This window comes from Clostridium disporicum, assembly GCF_001405015.1.
In the GTDB taxonomy this organism is placed as follows: Bacteria; Bacillota; Clostridia; order Clostridiales; family Clostridiaceae; genus Clostridium; species Clostridium disporicum_B.
This window is the reverse complement of sequence record NZ_CYZX01000003.1, coordinates 163,740-188,139: the sequence shown is the minus strand read 5'-3', so window position 1 is coordinate 188,139 and position 24,400 is coordinate 163,740. Positions and strand designations below refer to the sequence as shown.

The following is a 24,400-nucleotide window of genomic DNA, read 5'->3' as shown; positions in this document are numbered from 1 at the left end:
TAGGTATAAGATATTATGCAATACCAAGAAATTTAATTTCTTGGTATAATTATTTACGAAATTTAATTTCTTTGATATACTAAAAATATACTAAATGATGAAAGGAAATTTCATATGGAAAATAAAACAATTAGGGATAGAATTTTTGCTGAGTATAATAATTTCTTTGATGCAGAAAAGAAAATTGCAAATTATATTTTAAATAATTCTTCTAAAGTAGTTGAATTAACAATTGCAGAATTAGCTGAAGCAGCAGGTACTAGTGAGGCAACTGTTTCTAGGTTTTGTAAAAAGTGTAATGTGAAGGGGTTTCATCATCTAAAGATTACTCTTGCAAAAGAATTAGTTAAAGGTTGTGAATCAGAAGTAACTGCTTCTGGAGATGTTAACCAAAATAATATCAAGAAATCATTACAGAACATTTTAGCTAATAAAGTAGAGGAATTAAGCCAAACTGTATCTATGATAGATGAAGAGAATTTACTCAGAATTATAAAGTTGATAAGTGGAGCTAGAAGTATTCAATTTGCAGCGGTAGGTAATACAATACCAGTTGCAATGGATGGAAGTTATAAATTTAATCAAATTGGCATACCAGCAGTAGCTAATACAATTTGGGAAACACAAATTGCATATACTTATAATTTAACAAAAGAAGATGTTGTGATAGTAATTTCTAATTCAGGAGCATCTAAAAGATTATTAAATGTAGCAGAAGTAGCTCATAAAAAAGAAGCTAAAGTAATATCGATTACTAATAGTGCTAATTCACCATTAGCTAAAATAAGTGATTATCATATCACAACGGCTACTAGAGAAAAATTGTTTTTAGATGAATATTATTTTTCAAGAATATCAGCTATGACAGTAATAGAAATACTATACTTATTCCTGACTGTAGGAAAAGAGGATGTCTATGATAACTTAAGTAGGCATGAACAATCAATTGCTGATGATAAGCTATAAATAGGAGAGATGAAAAGTGAAAAGAAGATGTGCAAAGGAAGCTTTAAATTATATAAAAGATAATATGACAATAGGACTTGGAGGGGGAAGTACTATAGGATATTTGATTTCTTATATAAAGGAATCTGGATTAAATGTAAAAGTAGTTACCCCATCTTTTAAGACAGCAAGTCTTTGTATAGAAAATAGTATTCAAGTTCTACCAACTTGGTCAATTAGTAGTGTAGACATTGCATTTGATGGATGTGATGAAGTAGATGAAGAATTAAATGCGTTAAAAAGTGGAGGCGGAATTCATACTAAAGAAAAGATTATTGCAAGTATGGCTAAAGAGTATGTTCTCCTTGTAGATGAAAGTAAGGTTGTAAAGAGATTAGAATTTAATCATCCTGTAGTCTTAGAAATAATCCCTGAAAGTAAGAGTTATGTAGAATCGGTAATAAGAAATTTAGGCGGAATACCTAAAATGAGAAGTAGTGTAGCAAAGGATGGAATCACAATATCAGATAATGGATTATTCTTAATTGATGCTTTTTTTGATAAATATAAAATTAGCAGTATAGAAAAATTAAATGAAGATTTAAATTCAATTGTAGGTGTTGTAGATACGTCATTATTTTATAAGATTGCTACTAAAGTAATAGTAGTCAGTGATACAGAAATAAAAATAATTGAAAGAGAGGTAAATTAATATGGAAAGTATGGTTAGAAAATTATCTAATGGAGTTGATATACCTTCAATTGGTTTTGGGACATATAAGCTTGGAGAAGAACAAGAGGTAATAGATAAAGTCAAGCTAGCACTTAATCTTGGATATAGACAGATTGATACAGCTTCTTTTTATGGAAATGAAGAAGGTGTTGGTAAAGGAATAGCTGAAAGTGGCATTGATAGAAAAGATATATTTCTTGTGACTAAGCTTTGGAATGATGACCATGGTTATGAGGAAACAATTAATGCATTCAATAAGTCTATAAAAAAACTTGGTGTAGATTACTTAGATTTATATTTAATTCATTGGCCTAATAAATTAAATAGTGAAACTTGGAGAGCTTTTGAAGATCTTTATAAAGAAGGAAAAGTAAGAGCAATAGGAGTATGTAATTTTAAGATAGGTCATTTAGAAGAATTAAAGAAGACAGCTAAAATTATGCCTATGGTAAATCAAATAGAGATACATCCTTGCAAAACTCAGAAGGAAACAATTGAGTACTGTAATGAAAATAATATTCAGGTAGTTGCATGGGGACCTATAATGAGAGGGAAAATATTATCTTTACCATTAATGTTAGAGTTATCAGAAAAATATAATAAAAGTATAGCTCAGATTACTTTAAGGTGGCACATACAAAATGGAGTAATTCCAATACCAAAATCATCAAATGAAGAAAGAATAAAAGCTAATATAGATATATTTGATTTTGATATATCAAGTGAAGATATTAAAAAGATTGATGAATTAAATGTTAATGAAGATATATCAGGTGTTCCTGCTAATACAACATACTTAGATGTATAATACTGCATAATGAAAGAAATCCCCAAATCATTAAAATAAATGATTTGGGGATAGATATTTAAAACTATATTTTAGGGGTTAAAATTATAGCTTTTAACTATTTTAAAGAGTTAACATAATCTACAGCGCTCATACCAGCTATTCTACCAGAAGTATAAGCAAATCCAGATGCTAATCCTTCATATGGAGGGTATCCAACACCAGTGTAGTATCCACCAGCAGTTGCTCCAGCTGCATATAATCCAGGGATGAACTCGTAGTTAGTGTTCATAACTTGCATGTTTTCATCAACTTTAACTCCACCGATAGTTCCAAGGAATACACCTCTTACATCAAAAGCATAGAAGTTACCTGATTCTACAGAGTAAGCTAATGATTCACTTGCTTTACCGAAATCAGTATCTTTACCGTTTTTAACCATAGTGTTATATCTTTCAACAGTAGCTTTTAAATCTTCAGCATCCATACCAGCTTTTTCAGCTAATTCTTCTAAAGTAGCACCTTTAAATGCAGTACCAGCTTCAACAGATGCATCTGCTAATGCAACGAAATCATCAAGATCCATTTTTGCACCAGGACCAGCTTGAGAAACTGTTAATTTAGTTCCTTCAGAGAAAGATTTTAATGTAGCTTCATCTACTATGATGTAGTATTTTCCACCAACAGTGTAAGCAGCGTTTGCCCAGAATGCTGTATCATAAACAACATCTTCGTTAGTGAAACGGCTACCAGTTTGGTCTACCCATAATAATGGAGTATTTAATACTTGAGTTAAGCTTGTATCAGAGAAACCAGCAAGGTTTTCACCAGCTGAATCTTGTTTAACTTCTGATTCTGCAAATTGACAAGCATGTAAAAGTGGAGTTGCATCTAGGTCGTATCCACCAACAGCTTCGATAGCTTCTATACCTTCTCCAGCATTTGGCATACCAAGAGAGTTAAATAAATCAGATTTTAAAGCTTCAGCAGTTTTTTCAGCATCAGCACCATATCCACCAGTACAGATGATAGTTGCTTTAGCGTTAACTGTTAAAGTACCACCATCAGCTTTAGTAGCTGTTATACCTGTAACAACACCTTCGTCATTCTTGATTATAGTTTCAAGAGAAGTATTGTAACGTACATCAGCACCCATGTTATCTAAATTAGCATACATATTTTCATATGCTACGGCATTATCTTTATATTTGTGATAAGTTTTCCACTTATAAACGTCATCTTCGTGAGCTAATTGAGTTGTAGTTTCTGGAATATAGAAATCAACCCCATATCCTTGTAACCATTCAACTGTATCACCAGCGTTTTCAACAATCTTTCTTACGATTGTACCGTTTGATAAGTATTGGTTAAATTCCATTAAATCTTGAACTGCTTTATCTACAGAAAGATCATATCCATCTTCTTTTAAAAGCTCTGTATCAACAGCGAAGAATCCAGAAGAAATTTTTGTATTACCACCAGCTGAAGCAGTTTTCTCTATAACCATTACGTTAAGTCCAGCTTCGGCAGCAGCTAAAGCAGCAGCAGTACCAGAACCACCAGCACCAACTACAACAACGTCAACAGTAGCTTCTTCATTTTCACCTTTCTTAGCAGTTTCAGCATTTTTTAATGCATCTATATCAGCACCAGCTTCAGTTAAAGCGTTAGTTATTGCTGTAATTACAGCTGTGCTTGTAACAGTTGCACCACTTACTGTATCAACAGCTAAGCTTTGATTATTTACTATAGTTTCTGCTAATTGAGGAGCAGCTTTACCACCGATATCAGGAGTTTCAGAGTCAGCAGTAACATCAATACTTTCGATGCTTCCATCTTCAGCAATAGTTACATTAACTGTAACATCTCCACCAAATCCTTTTTCAGTTGCTGTATAAGTACCAGCTTTTGCAGTTGATTTAGAACCAGTATTATTTGAGCTACAACCAACAAAAAGGCTTGTACTCATAGCAAAAACTAAAGCTGTTGCTAATAGCATACTTAATTTTTTTCTTATCATTTTAGTGTTTCCCCCATTCATTGTTATATCTTTAACTAACAAGAAAAAGTATAACAGTATAAAAAAGTTAAAAGAAGATGATGCATTTTGCAGAAAAAGTGGTTTATTTTAAGAATTGAAAGATGTGATATTTTAATAATATTCTAATTATGTTATGGTAATAAAATGATTAAGGTAATATTAAGTTAATAAAAATATAATAGATTTTATATAGCTAAGAATAAAACTTTTATATAGAAAGCGGTAATGAAAACTATGGAAGTTAAAAGTGTTTTAAATAAAATAAGAAATAAAAAAGAAAATAAAAATGGAATTTATAATATAAGATTAATTGAAGGTGAAGAAGGTATATTATCAAATGAAAAAGGAGATATAATTTTGATAGTAGCTTTTGGACAAGGAAGTATAACTATAGATTCTAAAGTTATTAACTTGTTTAGTGGTAATATTATATTACTGAAGCAAGTAGGGGAAATAAAATATAATATTAAAGATAAGAATGAGATTTGCTTTGTAAAGTTAAAGAAAGAGTTTATAACTACTCAATTAATAGCGCAAATGGCAGATTGTCCAATATTATATGATTTTTTAAGATTAGATACATCTCAAATGGAATATTTGCTATTTGATATAACTATGCAAGAGGTAGTTAAGACATATTTAAATATATTATTATATGAGCTAAGTAGTAACGATGAAGAAAATTATAAATTAGTAAAAGCTTCTTTGATTTTATTTTTAACTAATTTACATAAGGTCCATCAAGAGGCACTAATAATAAGTGAGTCTAGTATGATGAAGGATTATGATATTGGAAAGTGGCTTAAGTATATGGTAGATAATTATTCAACAGTAACTCTTAGGTCTATGGCAGAACATTTTAATTTTAATCCCACATATTTTTCGGTAAGATTTAAAGTATTAGCTAATTGCCAATTTTCTGAAAAGCTATTAGAAATAAAGTTGGAAAAAGCTAGATGGTTGTTAGTTACTACAAATTTGACTGTACAAAATATCGTTGAAATGATTGGTTTTAAAGAAAAAAGTTATTTTTATAGAGTATTTAAAAAACAATATAAGATGACTCCACTTCAATATCGAAAGCATTATAAATTAGCTTATGAAAAATAAGTTGAAGTAATTTAAGAGAGGAGAATTTTGATGAATAATAAGAAAAGCATTTTTAAAATATTAAGTAGTTTTTTTATGATATTTGTATTAGTTGGGTGTGGGAAAAATAAAGAGAATAGTTTATCCAATATATCTAGTAAAGCAGAAAATGTTAATGTTTCATACATAAACGTAGGTAAAGGAGATGCTATTTTAGTTCAAATTGATGATAAGAATTATCTTATAGATACTGGACTAGAGGAAAATTCAGAAATGCTTCTAGAGGGCCTTAAAGCAAAAGATGTAGATACTTTAGATGGAGTATTTTTAACTCATACACATAAAGATCATATTGGTGGTATGGAAGCAGTTGCAGCAGCTTATGATATAGAGATGATGTACAGAGCAGAAATATCTGAAAATAAAAAGAATGGTGAAAATAAAATAGATAATTTATCAGAGGATCTTTATCTACCAATAACAAAATTAAATGCTGGAGATAAGGTTAAGATTACAGATGATATTTATTTTGATGTAATTGGACCTTTGGTGTTAAATGAAGATGACGATAACGATAATTCACTTGTAATGAAGCTTGTAGTAAATGGGAAGACTTTCTTGTTTACTGGAGATATGCAGTTTGCAGAGGAAAAGACACTTATGGATGCTGGGGTAGATCTTTCTAGTGATATATTAAAGGTTGGAAATCATGGAAATAAGGATGCTACATCAGATGAATTTGCAATAGCTGTTTCTCCAAAGTATTCAGTTATTACAACAGATACTACAGTAGATACTAATTCTGCTAGTAAAAGGGTTAGAAAAGCATTAAGTAATTCAGAGATTTATATAACTGAAGATTATGATAGAGGAATAACATTTACAGTTTTACAAGATGGAACAATAGAGATAGCAGAGTTTTAATAGAGAAGTCGTATTAAAGGTGCGACTTCTTTTTTGAATAAAATTAGGTGTTAAAACATAAAATATTTAAAAATATATATTTACAAAATATTGTAAAAGTGATAATATTAGTTTTAATATTTATAGGCAAGGAAAGGGAAGAGTACTATAGAGCACAGTTTGAAGAGAGAGAATGTCGCCGGCTGTAAGCATTCTTAAATATGACTATAAGAAAACTACCCTGGAGCTATGGTTTAGTAGTCTAAAGGTGAAATATCATCGGTGAAAATCGTTAAATTTTAAGAGATGAATTGAATTGTAGTAATTCAATTTGGGTGGAACCACGTATGTAAACATTCGTCCCAAGGTTAGGGATGGATGTTTTTTTATTTTAAATTAATATAGGAATCACCTTCTCCTAGAATCGAAGGTGTAAGTTCGATTAAACAAATTACATGTGCGCCCTGTGGGCGAAATTTTTAATCTCACTTAAGGAGGTAGAGGTATGATTAACGTAAAATTAAAAGATGGATCAGTAAGAGAAGTCCAAGAAGGTTCTAATATTTATGAACTTGCAAAATCACTAAGCAAGAATCTAGCTAAATCAGCAGTGGTAGGTGAAGTAAATGGAACCTTAGTTGATTTAAGTTATAAGTTGAAAAATAATGATGAGGTAAACATTTTAACATTTGAAGATGAGAAAGCAGTTGAAGTTATGAGACATTCTACTTCACATGTTATGGCTCAAGCAGTTAAGAGAGTATTTAAGAATGTAAAATTAGCAATAGGGCCATCAATAGATAATGGGTTTTATTATGATTTTGATATAGAAGAACCGTTAACAGCAGAAGATTTAAATAAAATTGAAAAAGAAATTAATAATATTATTTCTGAAAACCTAAGTTTTGAAAGAGTGGATATATCAAGAGAAGAAGCTTTAAAGCTTATGAAAGACAGAGGTGAAGATTATAAGGTAGAACTTATAAGTGATTTACCAGAGGGAGAAAAAATATCTTTATATAAGCAAGGTGAATTTATTGACCTTTGTAGAGGGCCTCATATTTATTCAACTAAGTATATAAAAGCATTTAAATTAACTTCCGTAGCAGGTGCTTATTGGAGAGGAAATGAAAAAAATAAAATGCTTCAAAGGGTTTATGGTGTGGCCTTTGCAAGCAAAGATGAGCTAAAAACTTATCTTCATAATTTAGAGGAAGCAAAGAAGAGAGATCATAGAAAGTTAGGGAAAGATTTAAAACTGTTTACTTTTGTAGAAGAGGGGCCAGGATTCCCATTTTTCTTACCTAAAGGAGTTGTTTTAAAAAATACTTTAATAAATTATTGGAGAGAAGTTCATCAGAAAGCTGGATATGTAGAAATTGAAACTCCAATAATGTTGAACAAGAAGCTTTGGGAAACATCAGGACATTGGTATCACTATAAAGAAAATATGTATACTTCAATTATTGATGAAGAGGAATTTGCATTAAAGCCAATGAATTGTCCAGGTGGAATGCTTGTTTATAAATCAGAAGTCCATTCATATAGAGATTTTCCAATGAGGTTAGGTGAACTGGGAAGAGTTCATAGACATGAACTTTCAGGTGCTTTACATGGACTTATGAGAGTTAGAGCTTTTACTCAAGATGATGCGCATATTTTTATGTTACCTGAACAAATAAAATCTGAAATAAAAGGTGTCGTAGAGCTTATTGATGAAGTATATTCAAAATTTGGATTTAAATATAATGTTGAGCTTTCTACAAGGCCAGAAGACTCGATGGGAAGTGATGAAGATTGGAATATGGCTGAGGGGTCATTAAAAGGAGCTCTAGATGAATTAAATTTACCATATAAAATAAATGAAGGTGATGGAGCCTTTTATGGACCAAAGATAGATTTTCATCTTCAAGATAGCTTAGGTAGAACATGGCAATGTGGAACAATACAATTAGATTTCCAGTTACCACAAAGATTTGAACTTGATTATATAGGTAGTGATGGGGAGAAGCATAGACCTATAGTTATCCATAGAGTAATCTTTGGAAGTATAGAAAGATTTATTGGAATATTAATTGAGCATTTTGCAGGTAAATTCCCAACATGGCTTGCTCCGGTGCAAGTTAAGATTTTACCTATATCGGATAAGTTTAATGATTATGCAAGTGAAGTAAAAAATAAATTATTAGATAATGGCATAAGGGTTGAAGAAGATTTACGTGCTGAAAAAATAGGTTATAAGATAAGAGAAGCAAGAAATGAAAGAGTACCATATATAGTTATAGTTGGAGAAAAAGAAGTGGAAAATCAAAATATAGCTTTAAGAAGCAGAAAAAATGGAGATGAAGGTTCTGTAGAATTAGATGGATTCATAGATAGGATTAGAAATGAAATAAAATCATATGATATGGGTTAAAGTTTTAGAGATTAGTTAATGAGATATATATGTAAGTATACTATATGCATAAAATATATAATGGATTATAAAGTCAAGAATTCAGTATAAAGTTATTGTATTTGCATATATTGTAATTGAATTATTAAAGTTAATTCAAGGGAGGAGTTAGAATGAAGCTATTTATAGATACGGCTATAGTTGAAGAGATTAAAAAAGCTAATGATATGGGAGTTATATGTGGAGTAACTACAAATCCATCCTTAATTGCAAAATCAGGAAGAGATTTTAAAGAGGTTATTACAGAAATAACAAATATAGTTGATGGACCTATTAGTGCTGAAGTTGTAAGTACAGAAGCAGAAGGAATGGTTAAAGAAGCAGATGAACTTGTAAAAATTCATAAAAATATAGTAATTAAGATTCCAATGACTGAAGAGGGGTTAAAGGCTACAAAAATATTATCATCTAAAGGGGTAAAAACAAATGTAACTCTTATTTTTTCTGCAGCACAAGCATTACTTGCTGCAAGGGCAGGAGCTACTTATGTGAGCCCTTTCCTAGGAAGATTAGATGATATAGGCATGGATGGAATTGAATTAATAAAAGAAATTGTTGAGATATTTGAGATACATGATATAAAAACAGAAATAATTGCTGCAAGTATAAGAAGTCCAATTCATGTTACTAAAGCAGCGAGATGTGGAGCTCATATAGCAACAGTTCCTTATAAAGTAATAATTCAAATGACTAAACATCCATTAACTGATATAGGAATAGAAAAATTTTTAAAAGATTGGGAAGACGTTCCTAAGAAATAGTATAAGAATAAAAGAAGCTAAAAGATATATAAACTTTTGGCTTCTTTTTATAGCTAGAAAGTAAGTATTTATTTTGCTTTATTCATAATATCTATAAATTCATTAGCAGAATCTATTAAGTATCTGCCTTTATAATAATCTAGTTTTATATCTTCAAAATTAGATGATTCATGAACTACATTAGGTCTTTCTTCAAAAGTACCTAAAATGTTAAATTCTTTATCTAAAACTACTATTACAGGAAATTTCATGTTTTCAACATTTAAAATAGGAAATAAGAACTTTTTACCTCTGCCCATCGATATTACAGACATATCAAAATTACTATTAATCTCTGTAAACTTCTTTAAAACTGTGGCATTTAATTGGAAATCTGGACACCAAATCTCACCTGCAATTAGAAAGTTAATTTCTTTATCAAAGCTAGCTAAAAAATTAACCATATCTTCTGTAAAATTAATTCTCGAATAATTTTTAGGTATTCTAGCTCTTTCACTTTTTGTACCTTGACCAACTGCTGATTCAAAAGTAGTGCCAACCTCATATAATTCTCTAATATTCATTTCAACCATAGTAAAACCTCATTTATTATTTTTTATTTGAAACACACTACTCGCATACGTTCGTAGCTTTACACTTATAGTATTTCTAATATTTCAACTGAATAGTTTTCAGCAGGAGCGTTTACTTCAACAATATCTCCAACTTTTTTTCCAGCTAGTGCTTTTCCTAAATCAGATTCTATACTTATAAGCATATCTTCAGGATTAGCATCAAGAGTAGTAGTAAGAGTTATTGTATCTTCGTCGTCAAATTCGATAAATCTAATTCTTGCTTTACTGTTTATACCTAATACTGATTTGTCTAATGAAGAATCATCAACTACTGTTGCTGTAGAAATCATAGTTAATAAGTATTGTATTCTGTTGTCATTTTCTCTATAGTTTTCACAAGCAGCTTTATATTCAGCGTTTTCTGAACGGTCACCATGAGCTGCAGCAATAAGTTTATCTTTAGCTATTTCAGCTCTCTTTACAGTCATTCTATAATCTAACTCTTCTCTTAATTTTTTAATATTTTCTTCAGTCAATATATTATTCATAAAAAATACCTCTCAAAATAAAAATCATTATCTTAATATTATATAATATATAGAAAAAATTTAAAGTGTAATTCAATATAATTTAATAAAAGGAATATATAAATTGATATTGTAAAAAATACAAATATTATTTAAAAACATATTGATTTCGTTCGTAAAATGTAATATAATAAAACCGAACAAAATTTAAATAAAGATTAAAAATATTCGCTTATATATTTCTGGTAATAAGGTCTAGATGTTTCTACTCAGCTACCGTAAAAAGCTGAACTATAAGCTAGTTGGAGGTATTTTATGATGAATTATGATGTAATAATTGTAGGAGCAGGTCCATCTGGAATTTTCACAGCATTAGAAGCGAAAACATTAAACCCAGAAAAGAATATTTTACTTATTGAGGCGGGAAGAAGAATAGATAAAAGATCTTGTCCTAAAGAAAAAACTAATGTATGTGTGTCATGTAAGCCTTACTGTCATATAACTACTGGTTTTTCAGGAGCAGGTGCTTTCTCTGATGGAAAGCTTTCATTAAACTATGAGGTAGGTGGAGATTTGCCAGAGCTTATGGGACCAAGCCTAGTTCAAGAGTTTATTGATTATACTGATAAAATATATTTAGATTTTGGTGCAGATACTAAAGTTGAAGGTGTAGGGAATAACGAAGCAGTAAAAGAAATAAGAAGAAAAGCTATTAAAGGTAACTTAAAGCTTGTAGATTGTCCTATAAGACATTTAGGTACTGAAATGGCACAACAAATATATTTAAAGATTCAAAATCACCTTTTAGAATTAGGTGTTGAAATAAAATTTGATACAGTTGCTAAGAATTTAATAGTAGAAGACAATGCTATTAAAGGTGTATTAATAGCTGATTCAAGAACTAAAAAGATAGAAGAAAAAGTTTATGCAGATAAAGTAGTAGTGGCTACAGGTAGAAAAGGTGCTGATTGGTTAAAGGATATGTGTTTAGAACATAATATTGATCATAGAGCAGGAACTGTTGATATCGGAGTTAGAGTTGAGCTTAGAAATGAAGTTATGGAAAGTGTAAATGATGTTTTATACGAATCAAAGCTTATTGGTTACCCAGCTCCATTCCACGATAAGGTAAGAACTTTCTGTCAAAACCCAGGTGGATTTGTTAGCCAAGAAAACTACGATAATGATTTAGCTATAGTAAATGGACATTCATATAAAAATAAAAAGTCAGAAAATACTAACTTAGCAATATTAAGTTCTCACAATTTCTGTGAGCCATTCAATAAACCTATAGAATATGGTAAGAAGGTTGCTGAACTTGTAAATATGCTTGGAAATGGAAGTATTATCGTTCAAAGATATGGTGATATTTTAGACGGTAAGAGAACATGGGAGCATGAGTTATATCAATCAAATATAAAACATACTCTTCCAGATGCTGAAGCAGGAGATTTAACTTCAGCTATACCATATAGAACAATGACTAATATTTTAAACTTTATAGAATCTATGGATGTTGTAGTTCCTGGATTTGCAAGTAGAGAAACTCTTCTTTACGGACCAGAGATTAAATTTTATAGTAATAAAATAGAACTTGATAAGAATTTTGAAACTAATATAAAAGGATTATATTGTTTAGGGGATTCTTCAGGTTGGACAAGAGGTCTAATGATGGCTTCAGCTATGGGAGTTATGATGGGAAGAAACTTAGCAAATAGTTAAGATATAAAAGTTAATAGTTAAGAGGAAACTGATGGTGTTTCTGAAAATATAATGATTTAAAGTCAGCTTTAGCTGGCTTTTTTCATTAGTAAGTCTGTGTAAATTCTAAAGTTTGAATTTGTATCTTTATTTGTAGAATAAATTTAATAAAAAATAAAGACCGGCTATACACAGTCTTTATTTTATATATTTGTATATTATTTAATGGAAACTATTTAGTATAATTATCAAAGTAACCTTGGATGAAGATGATTGGTGTTCCCTTATCTCCACTACCAGAAGTTAAATCTGATAATGAGCCTATAAGGTCAGTAAGTCTTCTAGGAGTAGTTCCTTGAGAAACCATGTTACCAGTTAAATCAGCATCTTTATTTTCAATATATTCAGAGATAGCTTTCTTTAATTCTTCACCTTCTAGGTTAGCAAAGTTATTATCTGCAAGATATTTAATTTTTACTTCGTTTGGTGTTCCTTCTAATCCAGAAGTATAAGCAGGAGAAACAACAGGGTCAGCTAGTTCCCAAATCTTACCTACTGGGTCTTTGAATGCACCATCTCCGTAAATCATAACTTCAATATTTTTACCAGTCTTTTCATATAAAATAGCTTGTATATTATCTACTACTAATTGACAGTTAGTTGGGAAAAGTTTAACTGTTTCTTCTGTTGATTTATTAGAGCCAAGTAAACCATAAGTTTTATTACAACCACTGCCGTCTATAGATTCAGTCATTATATCATCTAGTCCATAAACTTTTTCAGCACCATTAGCTCTTAATAATCTCTTAGTTCTAAATCTTGAGTGAATATCACAAGTAAGAACGCTCTTAGTGTAATTTAATATAGTTCTACAGTCATTCGAGAAAATAACTTCACACTCTATTCCGTATTCTTCTATAAGTGATTTGTAGTATTCTATGTAATCAACACCAGTAAAAGTATGTTTATTATATCCGAAAAGGTTACGGAATTCAGCTTCTGTTAAAACATCAGTCCAAGGGTTAATTCCTTTTTCATCTAAAAGATCTAAATCGACTAAGTGATTACCAACCTCATCTGAAGGATAGCTTAACATTAGAACTATTTTTTTAGCAGCGCCTTTAGCAATACCTCTTAAACATATGGCAAATCTATTACGACTTAAGATAGGGAATATAACACCTATTGTATCTTCACCGAATTTAGAACTAACATCTTGTCCTATTTGATCGATTGTAGCGTAGTTTCCTTGAGCACGTGCAACTATTGATTCTGTTACTGTTACTATATCTTTATCATTTAAAGTTAAGTTTTCTGTTTCAACTGCTTTTAAAACTGAATCAACAACTATTTGTTCAATATTATCTCCTTCTTTGACAATTGGACATCTAAGACCTCTAACAACTGTTCCTATAATTCTTTCCAAAATAATCTCTCCCTTATGTAAAATTTAAAAAAATTTTCTATACCTGTAATATACTATTAGATATAATATAAGTAAAATAAATAGTTTGTATATTTGATATAAGGAGTACTTATATGATAGGTAAATTAGACTTATATAGAGTTTTTAGACAGGTGGGGAAGAGTGGTAGTTTTTCAAAGGCGGCAGAAGAACTATATATGACTCAACCAGCTGTTAGTCAATCAATAATGCAATTAGAAAGTGAATTGAATATTCGTCTTTTTAATAGAACTCGTAAAGGAGTAACTTTTACTACTGAAGGAGAGAATCTTTTTGATTATGTAAATTCAGCAATAACTCTTATTGAAGCAGGGGAAGAGAAGATATTTGAATTTAAAAATCTTTCTACAGGAGAATTAAAGATAGGAGTAGGTGATACAATATCAAAGCATTACTTAATATCTTTCTTAGAAAAGTTTCATAATAAATATCCAAATATAAAATTAAGGATTATTAATAGCACAACAACCGAGCTTTGTTCATATATAAAGTCTGGTGATATAGATATTGCAATTTGTAACTTTCCTATAGATGATTCTTCATTAGAATTAATACCTTGTGCTGAAATACAAGATATATTTGTTTGTGGAGAAAAGTATAAAAAGTTGATAAGTGATAAAGTTTCTTATGAAGAATTAACAAAATTACCTTTAATATTCTTAGAAAAGTCATCAAACTCAAGAAAATATGTAGAGAGTTTTATGAATTCAAAAGGTGTAAATTTATCACCGGATTTTGAATTAGGGTCGTATGATTTACTTTTAGAGTTTGCAAAAATAAATTTAGGAATTGCTTGCGTAATTAAAGAGTTTTCTGAGGAATATTTAGAAAAAAATTATTTATACGAAATTGATACTATAGAGAAGATTCCTAAAAGAAGCATAGGTGCATGTTATTTGAAGAAAGTACCATTATCATTAGGAGCAATAGAATTTTTAAAAATAATGAAAGAATAAGATTTAATAAAAAATATACTAATAAAAATGTATTAAAGGTAAAGTTAAAAAATAGAATTAAGTATCGAAAAGTTTTTATAAACTAGTAAATTATATTATTTATGAGGAGTGTACTTAATGACTATTTCTTTGGCAGAGTTTATATATGAGTTAACACATAATCTACCTTTATTAATAACGGTAATTTTAACCTTAGGAGTTATAATGGTAAATGGGTGGACAGATGCACCTAATGCTATTGCAACATGTGTATCAACAAGGGCTATTACACCGAGAGCAGCTATAATGATGGCTGCTGTATTTAACTTCTTAGGGGTATTTATAATGACCATTATAAATGCAAATGTAGCTGAAACTATATATAATATGGTTGATTTTGGTGGGGATCCAGCAGAATCATTAGTTGCATTATGTGCTGCTTTATTTGCAATTGTGTTATGGGCTACAGCTGCATGGTATTTTGGAATTCCTACAAGTGAAAGTCATGCTTTAATAGCTGGGATATCAGGAGCAGCGATAGCACTTCAAGGTGGACTTAAAGGGATTAATGGAGGCGAGTGGATTAAGGTTATTTATGGCTTGATATTATCTACAATATTAGGTTTTCTCTTAGGGTGGATTACAGTAAAGATAGTAGAGTTTCTATTTAAGGGCTTTGATAGACGAAAAACTAGTGAGTTTTTCCAAGATGCTCAGGTAGTAGGGGGAGCAGCTATGGCGTTTATGCATGGAGCTCAAGATGGACAAAAATTTATGGGGGTATTTATGCTAGGAATGTTTTTAGCAAAAGGGAAATCTGATGTTAGTAATTTCGTCATTCCGGTATGGCTTATGGTATTAAGTTCAGCTGTTATGGCTCTTGGAACTTCTATTGGTGGATATAAGATTATAAAAGCTGTTGGTATGGACATGGTTAAACTTGAAAAGTATCAAGGTTTTTCAGCAGATTTAGCTGGTGCAGGATGTCTTTTGATTTCTTCAGTAGTAGGTATGCCTGTAAGTACTACTCATACTAAGACTACAGCAATAATGGGTGTTGGTGCAGCTAAGAGATTAAGTTCTGTAAATTGGGGTGTAGTTAAAGAAATGGTATTAACATGGGTTCTTACATTTCCAGGTTGCGGAGTTATAGGATTTTTAATGGCTAAGTTATTTATTCAGATTTTCTAACAATGTATAATTTGAAACTTAAAAAGGTTGAAGGGAGTATTGATTAAATGGCAGTTAAGAAAAATAACGACTATTTTGAAATGCTGGTAGATTTGATAGGATATTCATGTGAAGCTGCTTCGTTATTAGATAATACCATAAGTAATTTTAGAATGAGCCAAATAGATAGTAGGATAAAAGATATGCATAAAATTGAACATAATGCAGATATAAAAAAACATGAGATGATTAATAAGCTATCAAAAGAATTTATAACTCCTATTGAGAGAGGCGATATTATAGAACTTGCCAATGAGATAGATAATGTAACTGATGCTATAGAAGATGTTTTAGTTAGAATTTATATGTTTAATATTAGTGTTATGAGGGAAGAAGCAGTTGAATTTAGCAAGTTAATAGTGAAGATATGTAATGAAACTAGTGCTTTGATTAAAGAGTTCCGAAACTTTAAAAAATCATCTGAAATAAGAAAGCTAATAATTAATATTAGTGATTTAGAAGAAGAAGGTGATAGGATTTATACTAGAAGTATAAGAGGTTTTTATTCATCTATAATGGAACCTATTAAATTTATAACCTGGAAGGAAACTTTTGAGTATTTTGAGAAGTGTTGTGATGCTTGTGAACATGTAGCTGATGGAATCGAAAGTGTAATAATGAGAAATACTTAGAATTTACTGCGTAAAGGAGAAAGCTATTTCGTATAAAAGTCTTTTTATCTAAAGCCTAAACTTTTGTTAGTTTTAGATTATTTTATATAGTTTTTGAAAGAATATATAAAATAAAATAATCCATAATAAATAATAGGAAGGTTTAGAATTTAAAGTGAAAAAAATATAAATTTTTAAAGGATAAGGAGATTATATATGTTAAAAAAGCTTTTAATAGCACTTATAATTGTATTAAGTATGTTTAGCACTAAGGTATATTGTTCTGAAGATTTAATACCTGCTATTTCTAACACTTATACAGAGGGATTTTATAGATTTGATAATACAAAAACTGTGAATATTAATGTAACATTAACAACTGATACACTGACTAAAATGATGATTTTTGACGAGAATTTAGGATTGCAATATTTTTCAATATTGCCAGTAAAAGAAAAGTTTACATTGAGAAATATAGAGCCAAATAGAATTATTTGTATTATAGGAGAAGGGGAAGTAGCTCTAACTTTTGAATACTAGAGAAAATTAGATTTGTATATTAATAGAAGGATACCTGATGTAGGTATCCTTTAATTTTTAATAAGTAAGTTATTATCACATTAACTTATATAATTTCAAAATATGAAAATGAATTATAGCAGGTGGGAATTATAATTAAAGTAATTAAGTTTTAAAGTGAAACTTATAATAATAAAATTAGGGGATGAATTATGGGTTATAAACTAATAGCATGTGATATGGATGAAACATTATTAAATGACAATCATGAAATATGTCAAAGAAATATTGATTTAATAAAAAAAGCAAGAGAAGAGTATGGAGTTAAGTTTGTACCTGCTACAGGGCGGGGATATGAATTAATTCAAAAGGAGCTTAAAACATTAGAACTTCATAATAAGGAGGGTGAATATGTACTTTCATTTAATGGTGGTGCTTTAACAGAGAATATTGGCAATAGAATATTACAGTTTAAAGGATTAAGCTTTAGTAAGATGAAAGAACTTTTTGAGTATGGTTTAAAAAAAGATTTATGTATTCATATTTATACTCAAAGAGATTTATATGTTTTTAATATTTCTGATAGTGAAGAGGAAAGATTAAGTAGAATAAATCATATTAGAATGGACAGTAATACAGTAGATTTTTTAGAAAATGAAGAAATTTCTAAAGTTATTTATCAAAATGTTGATGTTGATTATTTAATGTCACTAGAAGAAGATATGAAGAGTATAATAGAAGGACAATGCTCAGTAAGTTATTCATCTAATAGATATATGGAATTTAATACTCTAGGTGTTGATAAGGGACAAGGATTGATAGATTTAGCAAATCTATTAAATATAGATATTAAGGATACTATTGCAGTAGGAGATAACTATAATGATATGGCTATGCTTAAGGTTGCTGGACTTTCAGTAGCTGCTCAAAATGCAGTAGATGATGTAAAGAAGACCTGTGATTATGTAACAAAGGCTACTAATAATGAAGGCGTAGTTGCAGAACTTATTGAAAAGTTTATCTTAGAAAAAAGTATAGATTAAAAATAAAAGAAGCTCTGTTATACTATTAAGTATAATAGGGCTATTTTTTTAGTAGCAGAAATAACACTGAGGAAAGGGTGGGAAGCTTATGATACAGGATATAGAACCACATAAGTATAATAGTACTTATGGAAAGTTTGAAGTTAGAAGTAATGATTATATAGTAGCTTTTAAAGAAAACAAGGCTATATTAATAAAAGATGGTAATGAAAAAAGAATACCTAAGTATAAAGAAGTAATGGGAGTATTAGATGGTTTAGAGCATTTAATATATATGTTTACTATAGATGAAAAAAGGTTTTTCTTGGCGCTAAAGGCAGATGTTAAAGAAAATGAAATTTTTGTAAGGGAGAGTATACAAGTATTTAGAACTATGAAGCCTCAATGGATGGCTTTTGCTGGATTTACTTCATATCATCTTTATATGTGGTACGATACTAATAGATATTGTGGAAGATGTGGAAGTATAATGGCACATAGTGATAAGGAAAGGTCATTAGTATGTAATAATTGCAATAATATTAGATATCCAAGAATATCACCAGGTGTAATAGTAGGGATAATAGATGGTGATAAGATGCTTTTAACTAGATATGCTAAAGGGCCTTATAAAAACTATGCTTTAGTAGCGGGATATAATGAGATAGGAGAATCTTTAGAGGAAACTGTAAGAAGAGAAGTTATGGAAGAAGTAGGTCTTAAGGTTAAAAATATTAGATACTATAAAAGTCAGCCTTGGGGACTTTCTGGATCAGTTTTATCAGGATTTTTTGTGGATTTAGATGGAGATTCCACAATAACGTTAGATAAAAATGAGTTAGCTGAAGCAATATGGATTAAGAGAGAGGATATACCTAAACCAGAATTAAATATTAGCTTAACAAAAGAAATGATAGAGTTCTTTAGAGTGGGTAAAATATGATAGAGTCGTTTTATAACGGCTCTTTTAATTTGCGATAATTAATTTTTACAACATAATGATTGAATAAATTATTAACTTTGAATGTATAGACAGAAATGTTGAAATGCAGAATATAGCAAAATAGCTAACTTAGAAATTTAGCAGAAGAAAAGAAGAGAAAAAAAGAGCAAAGTAAAGGATGAGCATTATATAAAGGATTAAATGAAAAAATAAACCAAAAGTGAAAGTGAGAAAGTTGGAAATTAAAATTGTAAAAAAATAACAATTGTTATAAAATCAGTTGGAAGTAAAAGAAAGGGGTAAACTTTTATGAGAAAACTATCACAGATAATAGCTAAAAATAGAGTAGTTATACTAGTATTAGCATTTATTTTGATAATACCATCAGCTTTTGGTTATTTTAGTACGAAAGTAAATTATGATATCTTAAGCTATTTGCCAAGTGATTTAGAAACAAGGCAAGCGCAATCGATTCTAAAAGAACAATTTGGCTGTGGTTCCTTAGCCATGCTGATAGTAGAAGGCATGGAGAATAAAGATGTTGAGAAATTAAAGGAAAAGGTTGAAGAGGTAAAGGGAGTAAATGAAGTTATATGGATAAATGATGCTTTAGATATTTCAGTACCAATAGAGATTTTACCTTCTAGTGTTAAGGACATGCTTTTCTCGGATAATTCAACTCTTATGATTGTTAAATTAAGTGAAACAGATGCAGATATAGATACACAAGAGGCAGTTCAAGAGATAAGAGATATTACAGGTAAACAAGCTTTTTTAAGTGGGGTAGCTGGAGTTATTAAAGATACTAAGGATTTAGCTGATAAGGAAGCACCAATATATATATTAATAGCAGTTATTATTTCACTAGTAATTTTAGCGTTAACTATGGAATCTTTTCTAACACCTATAATATTTTTACTTAGTATAGGAATTGCAATTATATATAATATGGGAACTAATATATGGTTTGGAGAAATTTCATATATTACAAAAGCTTTATCAGCTGTATTACAACTAGGTGTGACAATGGATTATTCAATATTCTTATTACACAGATATGATGAAGAACGATTGATTCAAAAAGATAATACAAGTGCTATGGCATCAGCTATAGAAAAAACCATAGGATCAATAGCAGGAAGTTCACTTACTACTATTGCTGGATTCTTAGCTTTATGTGTTATGAAGTTAGCTCTAGGTAAAGATATAGGGCTAGTAATGGTTAAAGGTGTAGTATTTGGATTAATATGTACGGTTACAGTACTACCATCACTTATACTGGTATTTGATAAAGCTATTCATAAATTTAAACATAAAACAGTTTTACCTAAGTTTGAAAAATCATCAGCTTGGGTTATAAATCATAATAAGGTTTTAGTATTGATTGGGGCTTTAATTTTAATACCAGCATTAATAGGGTATAGAAATACAAAGGTATATTATAATTTAGATGAATCTCTTCCAAAAGATTTACCATCAATAGTTGCTAATAGCAAGTTAAAAACAGAGTACAATATGATGTCTACTAATATTATTCTTGTAGACGAAGATTTAGATGGTTATAAAGTTAATCAAATGATTAAGGAGTTGAAATCTGTTGATGGGGTTACTTCAGTAATTGGACTTGAAGATATATTAGGGCCAAGAATTCCTGAAAGCTTTATTCCAGAAGAGTTATTGGATCAGATAAAAAATGGTGGATATGAAGAAATAATGCTTAACTCAGAATATAAAGCAGCATCAGAAGAAGTAACAGCTCAACTTGAAGAAATAAATAATATTGTTAAAAAATATGACCCAGAGGGGTTAGTAGGTGGAGAAGCTCCATTGACAAATGACTTGATAGATATAGCAGATACTGATTTTAAGATGGTTAGCTTTGTATCAATAATAGCAATATTCATAATTATATTAATTATATTTAAATCACCAATAATACCTATAATTTTAGTTTTAGCAATAGAACTTGCAATATATATAAACCTTGGTATTCCATATTACATGAATACAAGCATTCCTTTTATAGCATCCATAGTAATTGGAACTATCCAGTTAGGTGCAACTGTTGACTATGCAATATTGTTAACATCAAGATTTAAAGAAGAACTTGCAAAGAATAAAGATAAGAAAGAGGCTATGAGAATAGCGCTTCAAGGCTCAACAAGATCAATTGTAACTAGCGCTTTAACATTTTTTGGGGCAACAGCAGGAGTTGGAATTATATCAGATATGGAGATGATTAGCTCATTATGCACATTGATGGCAAGAGGAGCAATAATAAGTATGTTTGTTATATTGTTCATACTTCCAGGCATCTTATTACTTTGTGAAAAAATAATAGTTAAAACAAGTAAAAACTTTGTTGAATGTGTTGAAGGAGGAGAAGAGTAATGAATAAAGGATTATCAAAAAAGATTATATGTTTAGCAACTTTGATAGCAACTACAACATCAACAATGGCATTTGCACAAGATATTAAAAAAGATGAAACTGTTTATGTATTATTGGATGAAAACGGAAATCCAACAAAGCAAATAGTGAGTGATTGGATAAGTAGTGATGAAACTTTAGGAAATTTTACAGATAAATCAAACTTGAAAAATGTTAAAAATGTTAAAGGTGATGAAGAACCAGTTTTAAATGGAGATACTTTAAAGTGGGATATTGATACAACAGATCTTTATTACCAGGGAGAAACAAATAATAAATTACCGGTATCATTATCAATTAAATATGAGTTGAATGGAAAAGAAGTAAATCCTAAGGATGTATTAGGGGAGTCAGGAAAATTTAAGATTACTTTAACTCTAACAAATAATGAAAGTAAAACAAAGGTGATAAGTGGAAAAACTAGGACTTTATATACACCATTTTTAAGTGCCACAGAATTAACTTTATCTAATGATAATTTTTCAAATGTTAAAGTAAATACAGGGAAAATATTAAATGATGGTAATAATTCATTTATAACATTTATTTCTCTACCAGGTCTTAAAGAATCTCTAGATTTAGATAATTTATTTGATGATAATGAAGATATTAATATGGATTTAGACTTAAAAGATTCAATAGAAATAACAGGTGAGACAACGAATTTTGAAATTCCAGCAGTTATGATGCTTGTAACTACTTCAAGTGAGGAGTTAGAGGAAATTAAGGGTTCAGAAACTATAAATGATTTAAGAAATTCATTGAATGATCTTAAGGATGGAGGTGAAGAACTTTTAGCTGGAAGTAAAGAGTTATTAGAAGGACAAAAAGAACTAGCTAGTAATTATAAAACTTTTGATAATGGAGTAAGCACTTTAGCAGATGGAGCTACTCAATTAAATAGTGGAATAGCTGAATTAAATGGTAAGGTCCCAGAATTGATTACAGGAGCAAATGCATTAATGAATGGTGCTGGACAAATAAAAGATAATTATGCATTATTTAATGAAGGTGTAGCAACATTATCAAATGGAGCAACTGCTTTAGATAGTGGAGTAAATGCATTGAACAATAGTGTCCCAGCTTTAGTAGATGGCTCAAAACAATTAGAAGATGGATTGAGTCAAGTTAAAAGTAATTATGAGACATTTAATGAAGGTGTATCTAGTATAGCAAAAGGTGCAAGTGATTTAAATGATGGAATAAGTAGTTTAGGAGAACAAGCACCAACATTAATTAAAGGAATAACAGATTTAAATAGTGGACTTGCTCAGCTAGACCAAAGTAGAGAAACTCTTGCAAATGGGGTAACTGATTATGTAGATAACTCTGTAAAACTTCAAAGTGGATATTCTAAACTAAATGATGGAATAACCACAGCTTCAGAAGGGGCAGCGGCTCTAAGTAATGGACTTTCAGGCGGTAGTGAAGGATTGGGAGAATTAGTTAGAAGTACAGAGACTTTAGATGGACTTGCAGGTAACTTAAATCAAATAATAGAAGCGCTAGGAGACACTAACCCAGAATTAACTGAATCACTTCAACAAATTAGTGGAGGAATATCACAGGTATCAGAAGGTCAAAAGAGTGGATTAGCTACTTTAGGTAGTAGTTTGAGTACAGCAGCTACTTCAGCTAATGAATTAGCTGAAGGATTAAATACAGCTTTACAAACTTCTCAATATTTAAATGGAAATTTTGAAGAGTTAATTAGTAATGGAGAAAATTTGAAATCAGGAGCGGCAAATATGTCAGATGGTGTAGGTCTAGCTTATGCAGGAAGCCAACAATTAGCAAATGCTACTGATGCCTTGGAAACTGGTATTTCAAAATTGACAAAAGGTAGTGGTGATTTATTAGCTGGAACTAATGAATTAAATTCAAACTCAAGTAAGATAAATGATGCAGTAGGTCAATTATATGCAGGAAGTACTCAGCTATCAGCAGGAACAACTCAGTTGCAAGAGGGAACAACAGCGTTACAAGCTGGTAGTAATCAGCTTGTAAATGGAGCTAAAGAGCTAAATGACAATTCTAAGAAGATTAATGATGCAGTAGGAACTTTATATAATGGAACTACCGCATTAGCTAAAGGTGGAACAAGCTTAAGTGAAGGTGTTTCACAATTAGCTGATGGAGGAAATAGTTTAGCTACAGGAGCTAATGATTTAAGAACAGCATCTTCTCAAATATTAGAAGGAACTAGCCAATTAGAAAATGGTACATCTGAGCTTTATGATGGTGTTTCTAAGCTTAAAGAGGAAGGTTTAGATAAAATAACTGATAAAGGAAGTACAGTTCTTGATTCTATAGATGGATTTGTAGAAGTTAAAGATGAATTAGTTCAAATGTCAAAAGAGTATGGAGTATACTCAGGTTTATCTGAGCATATGGATGGGGCAGTTAAGTTCATTATGAGAAGTAATTCGGTAAAATGTAATGATAAGGAAGTAACTGACGAAAAAAATAATGATAAAACTACTGAAACAACAGAAAATGAAACTAAAAAAGATGGAATAATTTCAAGAATAAAAAATCTATTCCACTAAAATTAATAAATTAAATATTATATTTAAAAAAGCTTTAAGCTGATATTTTGGCTTAAAGTTTTTTTGTTTTATTAAAATGGCGTTTAGAATTAGTAAATAAAAATTAGCAAAATTTTAAAATGTCGTTCAAAGATTGGTGTAATACGTTTATTTTATGAAGACATTATAATACCATATATTTAGATTTTAAAATACGTTTT

Annotated in this window: 20 protein-coding genes, 1 riboswitch and 1 other annotated feature; of the genes, 16 read left to right on the top strand and 4 right to left on the bottom strand. The window is 30.0% G+C overall.

The features are described 5' to 3' along the window. Positions 1 to 114 precede the first annotated feature (114 nt). The 3 genes from ARA56_RS03140 to ARA56_RS03130 are packed head-to-tail and all read left to right on the top strand — an operon-like array spanning position 115 to position 2,486. Positions 115 to 966, top strand: coding sequence for a MurR/RpiR family transcriptional regulator (locus ARA56_RS03140; RefSeq protein ID WP_055263856.1), 852 nt, complete (start codon positions 115 to 117; stop codon positions 964 to 966). 16 nt (positions 967 to 982) lie between these two features. Next, on the top strand, positions 983 to 1,657 hold the full coding sequence (gene rpiA / locus ARA56_RS03135) for a ribose 5-phosphate isomerase A (protein ID WP_055263854.1): 675 nt from the start codon (positions 983 to 985) through the stop codon (positions 1,655 to 1,657). Between the two features lies 1 nt (position 1,658). Next, positions 1,659 to 2,486, top strand: coding sequence for an aldo/keto reductase (locus ARA56_RS03130; RefSeq protein WP_055263852.1), 828 nt, complete (start codon positions 1,659 to 1,661; stop codon positions 2,484 to 2,486). A gap of 97 nt (positions 2,487 to 2,583) precedes the next feature. Here ARA56_RS03130 and ARA56_RS03125 read toward each other — a convergent pair whose 3' ends face one another. Further along, complete coding sequence (locus ARA56_RS03125) at positions 2,584 to 4,485, bottom strand: FAD-dependent oxidoreductase (RefSeq protein ID WP_172675734.1); 1,902 nt, start codon at positions 4,483 to 4,485, stop codon at positions 2,584 to 2,586. Between the two features lie 255 nt (positions 4,486 to 4,740). Between ARA56_RS03125 and ARA56_RS03120 the strand changes: the two genes are divergently transcribed. The 4 genes from ARA56_RS03120 (at position 4,741) to fsa (ending at position 9,714) form a co-directional block, all read left to right on the top strand. Further along, positions 4,741 to 5,616, top strand: a complete 876-nt coding sequence (locus tag ARA56_RS03120) for a helix-turn-helix transcriptional regulator (RefSeq protein WP_148315735.1) — start codon at positions 4,741 to 4,743, stop codon at positions 5,614 to 5,616. 30 nt (positions 5,617 to 5,646) lie between these two features. Next, a complete protein-coding gene (locus ARA56_RS03115; protein WP_055263848.1) occupies positions 5,647 to 6,519 on the top strand; it encodes a ComEC/Rec2 family competence protein in 873 nt (290 codons plus the stop codon). Positions 6,520 to 6,639: 120 nt separating this feature from the next. Continuing rightward, positions 6,640 to 6,866, top strand: a binding site (T-box leader). A 137-nt stretch (positions 6,867 to 7,003) separates the two neighbouring features. Further along, complete coding sequence (gene thrS / locus ARA56_RS03110) at positions 7,004 to 8,914, top strand: threonine--tRNA ligase (protein WP_055263846.1); 1,911 nt, start codon at positions 7,004 to 7,006, stop codon at positions 8,912 to 8,914. Between the two features lie 152 nt (positions 8,915 to 9,066). Then, positions 9,067 to 9,714 (top strand): fructose-6-phosphate aldolase, encoded by a 648-nt coding sequence (fsa, locus tag ARA56_RS03105; RefSeq protein WP_055263844.1) that lies wholly within the window; start codon positions 9,067 to 9,069, stop codon positions 9,712 to 9,714. A gap of 68 nt (positions 9,715 to 9,782) precedes the next feature. Here fsa and ARA56_RS03100 read toward each other — a convergent pair whose 3' ends face one another. Further along, positions 9,783 to 10,286, bottom strand: coding sequence for a thioredoxin family protein (locus ARA56_RS03100; protein ID WP_055263842.1), 504 nt, complete (start codon positions 10,284 to 10,286; stop codon positions 9,783 to 9,785). A gap of 65 nt (positions 10,287 to 10,351) precedes the next feature. Further along, entirely contained in the window at positions 10,352 to 10,816 is a 465-nt protein-coding gene (locus ARA56_RS03095) for a GreA/GreB family elongation factor (RefSeq protein WP_055263840.1), read from the bottom strand. Between the two features lie 191 nt (positions 10,817 to 11,007). Further along, a riboswitch (purine riboswitch) is annotated at positions 11,008 to 11,109 on the top strand. Between the two features lie 4 nt (positions 11,110 to 11,113). Between ARA56_RS03095 and ARA56_RS03090 the strand changes: the two genes are divergently transcribed. Next, the gene (locus ARA56_RS03090; RefSeq protein ID WP_055263928.1) at positions 11,114 to 12,517 is read left to right on the top strand and encodes an NAD(P)/FAD-dependent oxidoreductase; all 1,404 of its coding nucleotides are present in this window, start codon (positions 11,114 to 11,116) and stop codon (positions 12,515 to 12,517) included. Between the two features lie 211 nt (positions 12,518 to 12,728). Here the strand turns inward: ARA56_RS03090 and ARA56_RS03085 are convergent, their stop codons facing one another. Then, positions 12,729 to 13,922, bottom strand: coding sequence for a coenzyme F420-0:L-glutamate ligase (locus ARA56_RS03085; protein WP_055263838.1), 1,194 nt, complete (start codon positions 13,920 to 13,922; stop codon positions 12,729 to 12,731). 113 nt (positions 13,923 to 14,035) lie between these two features. On the opposite strand from ARA56_RS03085, the gene ARA56_RS03080 reads away from it, so the two are divergent. From ARA56_RS03080 to ARA56_RS03045, 8 genes are all read left to right on the top strand, one after another. Further along, on the top strand, positions 14,036 to 14,917 hold the full coding sequence (locus ARA56_RS03080; RefSeq protein WP_055263836.1) for a LysR family transcriptional regulator: 882 nt from the start codon (positions 14,036 to 14,038) through the stop codon (positions 14,915 to 14,917). Positions 14,918 to 15,034: 117 nt separating this feature from the next. Continuing rightward, entirely contained in the window at positions 15,035 to 16,087 is a 1,053-nt protein-coding gene (locus tag ARA56_RS03075) for an inorganic phosphate transporter (protein WP_055263834.1), read from the top strand. A gap of 47 nt (positions 16,088 to 16,134) precedes the next feature. Further along, positions 16,135 to 16,758: a DUF47 domain-containing protein gene (locus ARA56_RS03070; protein WP_055263832.1), complete on the top strand. Its 624-nt coding sequence runs from the start codon at positions 16,135 to 16,137 to the stop codon at positions 16,756 to 16,758. Positions 16,759 to 16,953: 195 nt separating this feature from the next. Beyond that, entirely contained in the window at positions 16,954 to 17,277 is a 324-nt protein-coding gene (locus ARA56_RS03065) for a hypothetical protein (RefSeq protein ID WP_055263830.1), read from the top strand. Between the two features lie 191 nt (positions 17,278 to 17,468). Next, positions 17,469 to 18,299, top strand: a complete 831-nt coding sequence (locus ARA56_RS03060; protein ID WP_055263828.1) for a Cof-type HAD-IIB family hydrolase — start codon at positions 17,469 to 17,471, stop codon at positions 18,297 to 18,299. Between the two features lie 88 nt (positions 18,300 to 18,387). After that, a complete protein-coding gene (gene nudC / locus ARA56_RS03055) occupies positions 18,388 to 19,221 on the top strand; it encodes an NAD(+) diphosphatase (RefSeq protein ID WP_055263826.1) in 834 nt (277 codons plus the stop codon). 309 nt (positions 19,222 to 19,530) lie between these two features. Then, on the top strand, positions 19,531 to 21,612 hold the full coding sequence (locus ARA56_RS03050; RefSeq protein ID WP_055263824.1) for an efflux RND transporter permease subunit: 2,082 nt from the start codon (positions 19,531 to 19,533) through the stop codon (positions 21,610 to 21,612). Further along, positions 21,612 to 24,200 carry a methyl-accepting chemotaxis protein gene (locus ARA56_RS03045; RefSeq protein WP_055263822.1) on the top strand — a complete coding sequence of 863 codons (2,589 nt, stop codon included), beginning with the start codon at positions 21,612 to 21,614 and terminating at the stop codon, positions 24,198 to 24,200. Before ARA56_RS03050 ends, ARA56_RS03045 begins: the two co-directional genes overlap by 1 nt. Positions 24,201 to 24,400: the final 200 nt, after the last annotated feature.

Bases quoted from the DNA above. Each gene is read 5' to 3' on its own strand.
- ARA56_RS03140 (WP_055263856.1), top strand. From the start codon at position 115: ATGGAAAATAAAACAATTAGGGATAGAATTTTTGCTGAGTATAATAAT.
- ARA56_RS03130 (WP_055263852.1), top strand. From the start codon at position 1,659: ATGGAAAGTATGGTTAGAAAATTATCTAATGGAGTTGATATACCTTCA.
- ARA56_RS03125 (WP_172675734.1), bottom strand. From the start codon at position 4,485: ATGATAAGAAAAAAATTAAGTATGCTATTAGCAACAGCTTTAGTTTTT.
- ARA56_RS03120 (WP_148315735.1), top strand. From the start codon at position 4,741: ATGGAAGTTAAAAGTGTTTTAAATAAAATAAGAAATAAAAAAGAAAAT.
- ARA56_RS03115 (WP_055263848.1), top strand. From the start codon at position 5,647: ATGAATAATAAGAAAAGCATTTTTAAAATATTAAGTAGTTTTTTTATG.
- thrS (WP_055263846.1), top strand. From the start codon at position 7,004: ATGATTAACGTAAAATTAAAAGATGGATCAGTAAGAGAAGTCCAAGAA.
- fsa (WP_055263844.1), top strand. From the start codon at position 9,067: ATGAAGCTATTTATAGATACGGCTATAGTTGAAGAGATTAAAAAAGCT.
- ARA56_RS03100 (WP_055263842.1), bottom strand. From the start codon at position 10,286: ATGGTTGAAATGAATATTAGAGAATTATATGAGGTTGGCACTACTTTT.
- ARA56_RS03095 (WP_055263840.1), bottom strand. From the start codon at position 10,816: ATGAATAATATATTGACTGAAGAAAATATTAAAAAATTAAGAGAAGAG.
- ARA56_RS03090 (WP_055263928.1), top strand. From the start codon at position 11,114: ATGAATTATGATGTAATAATTGTAGGAGCAGGTCCATCTGGAATTTTC.
- ARA56_RS03080 (WP_055263836.1), top strand. From the start codon at position 14,036: ATGATAGGTAAATTAGACTTATATAGAGTTTTTAGACAGGTGGGGAAG.
- ARA56_RS03075 (WP_055263834.1), top strand. From the start codon at position 15,035: ATGACTATTTCTTTGGCAGAGTTTATATATGAGTTAACACATAATCTA.
- ARA56_RS03070 (WP_055263832.1), top strand. From the start codon at position 16,135: ATGGCAGTTAAGAAAAATAACGACTATTTTGAAATGCTGGTAGATTTG.
- ARA56_RS03065 (WP_055263830.1), top strand. From the start codon at position 16,954: ATGTTAAAAAAGCTTTTAATAGCACTTATAATTGTATTAAGTATGTTT.
- ARA56_RS03060 (WP_055263828.1), top strand. From the start codon at position 17,469: ATGGGTTATAAACTAATAGCATGTGATATGGATGAAACATTATTAAAT.
- nudC (WP_055263826.1), top strand. From the start codon at position 18,388: ATGATACAGGATATAGAACCACATAAGTATAATAGTACTTATGGAAAG.
- ARA56_RS03050 (WP_055263824.1), top strand. From the start codon at position 19,531: ATGAGAAAACTATCACAGATAATAGCTAAAAATAGAGTAGTTATACTA.
- ARA56_RS03045 (WP_055263822.1), top strand. From the start codon at position 21,612: ATGAATAAAGGATTATCAAAAAAGATTATATGTTTAGCAACTTTGATA.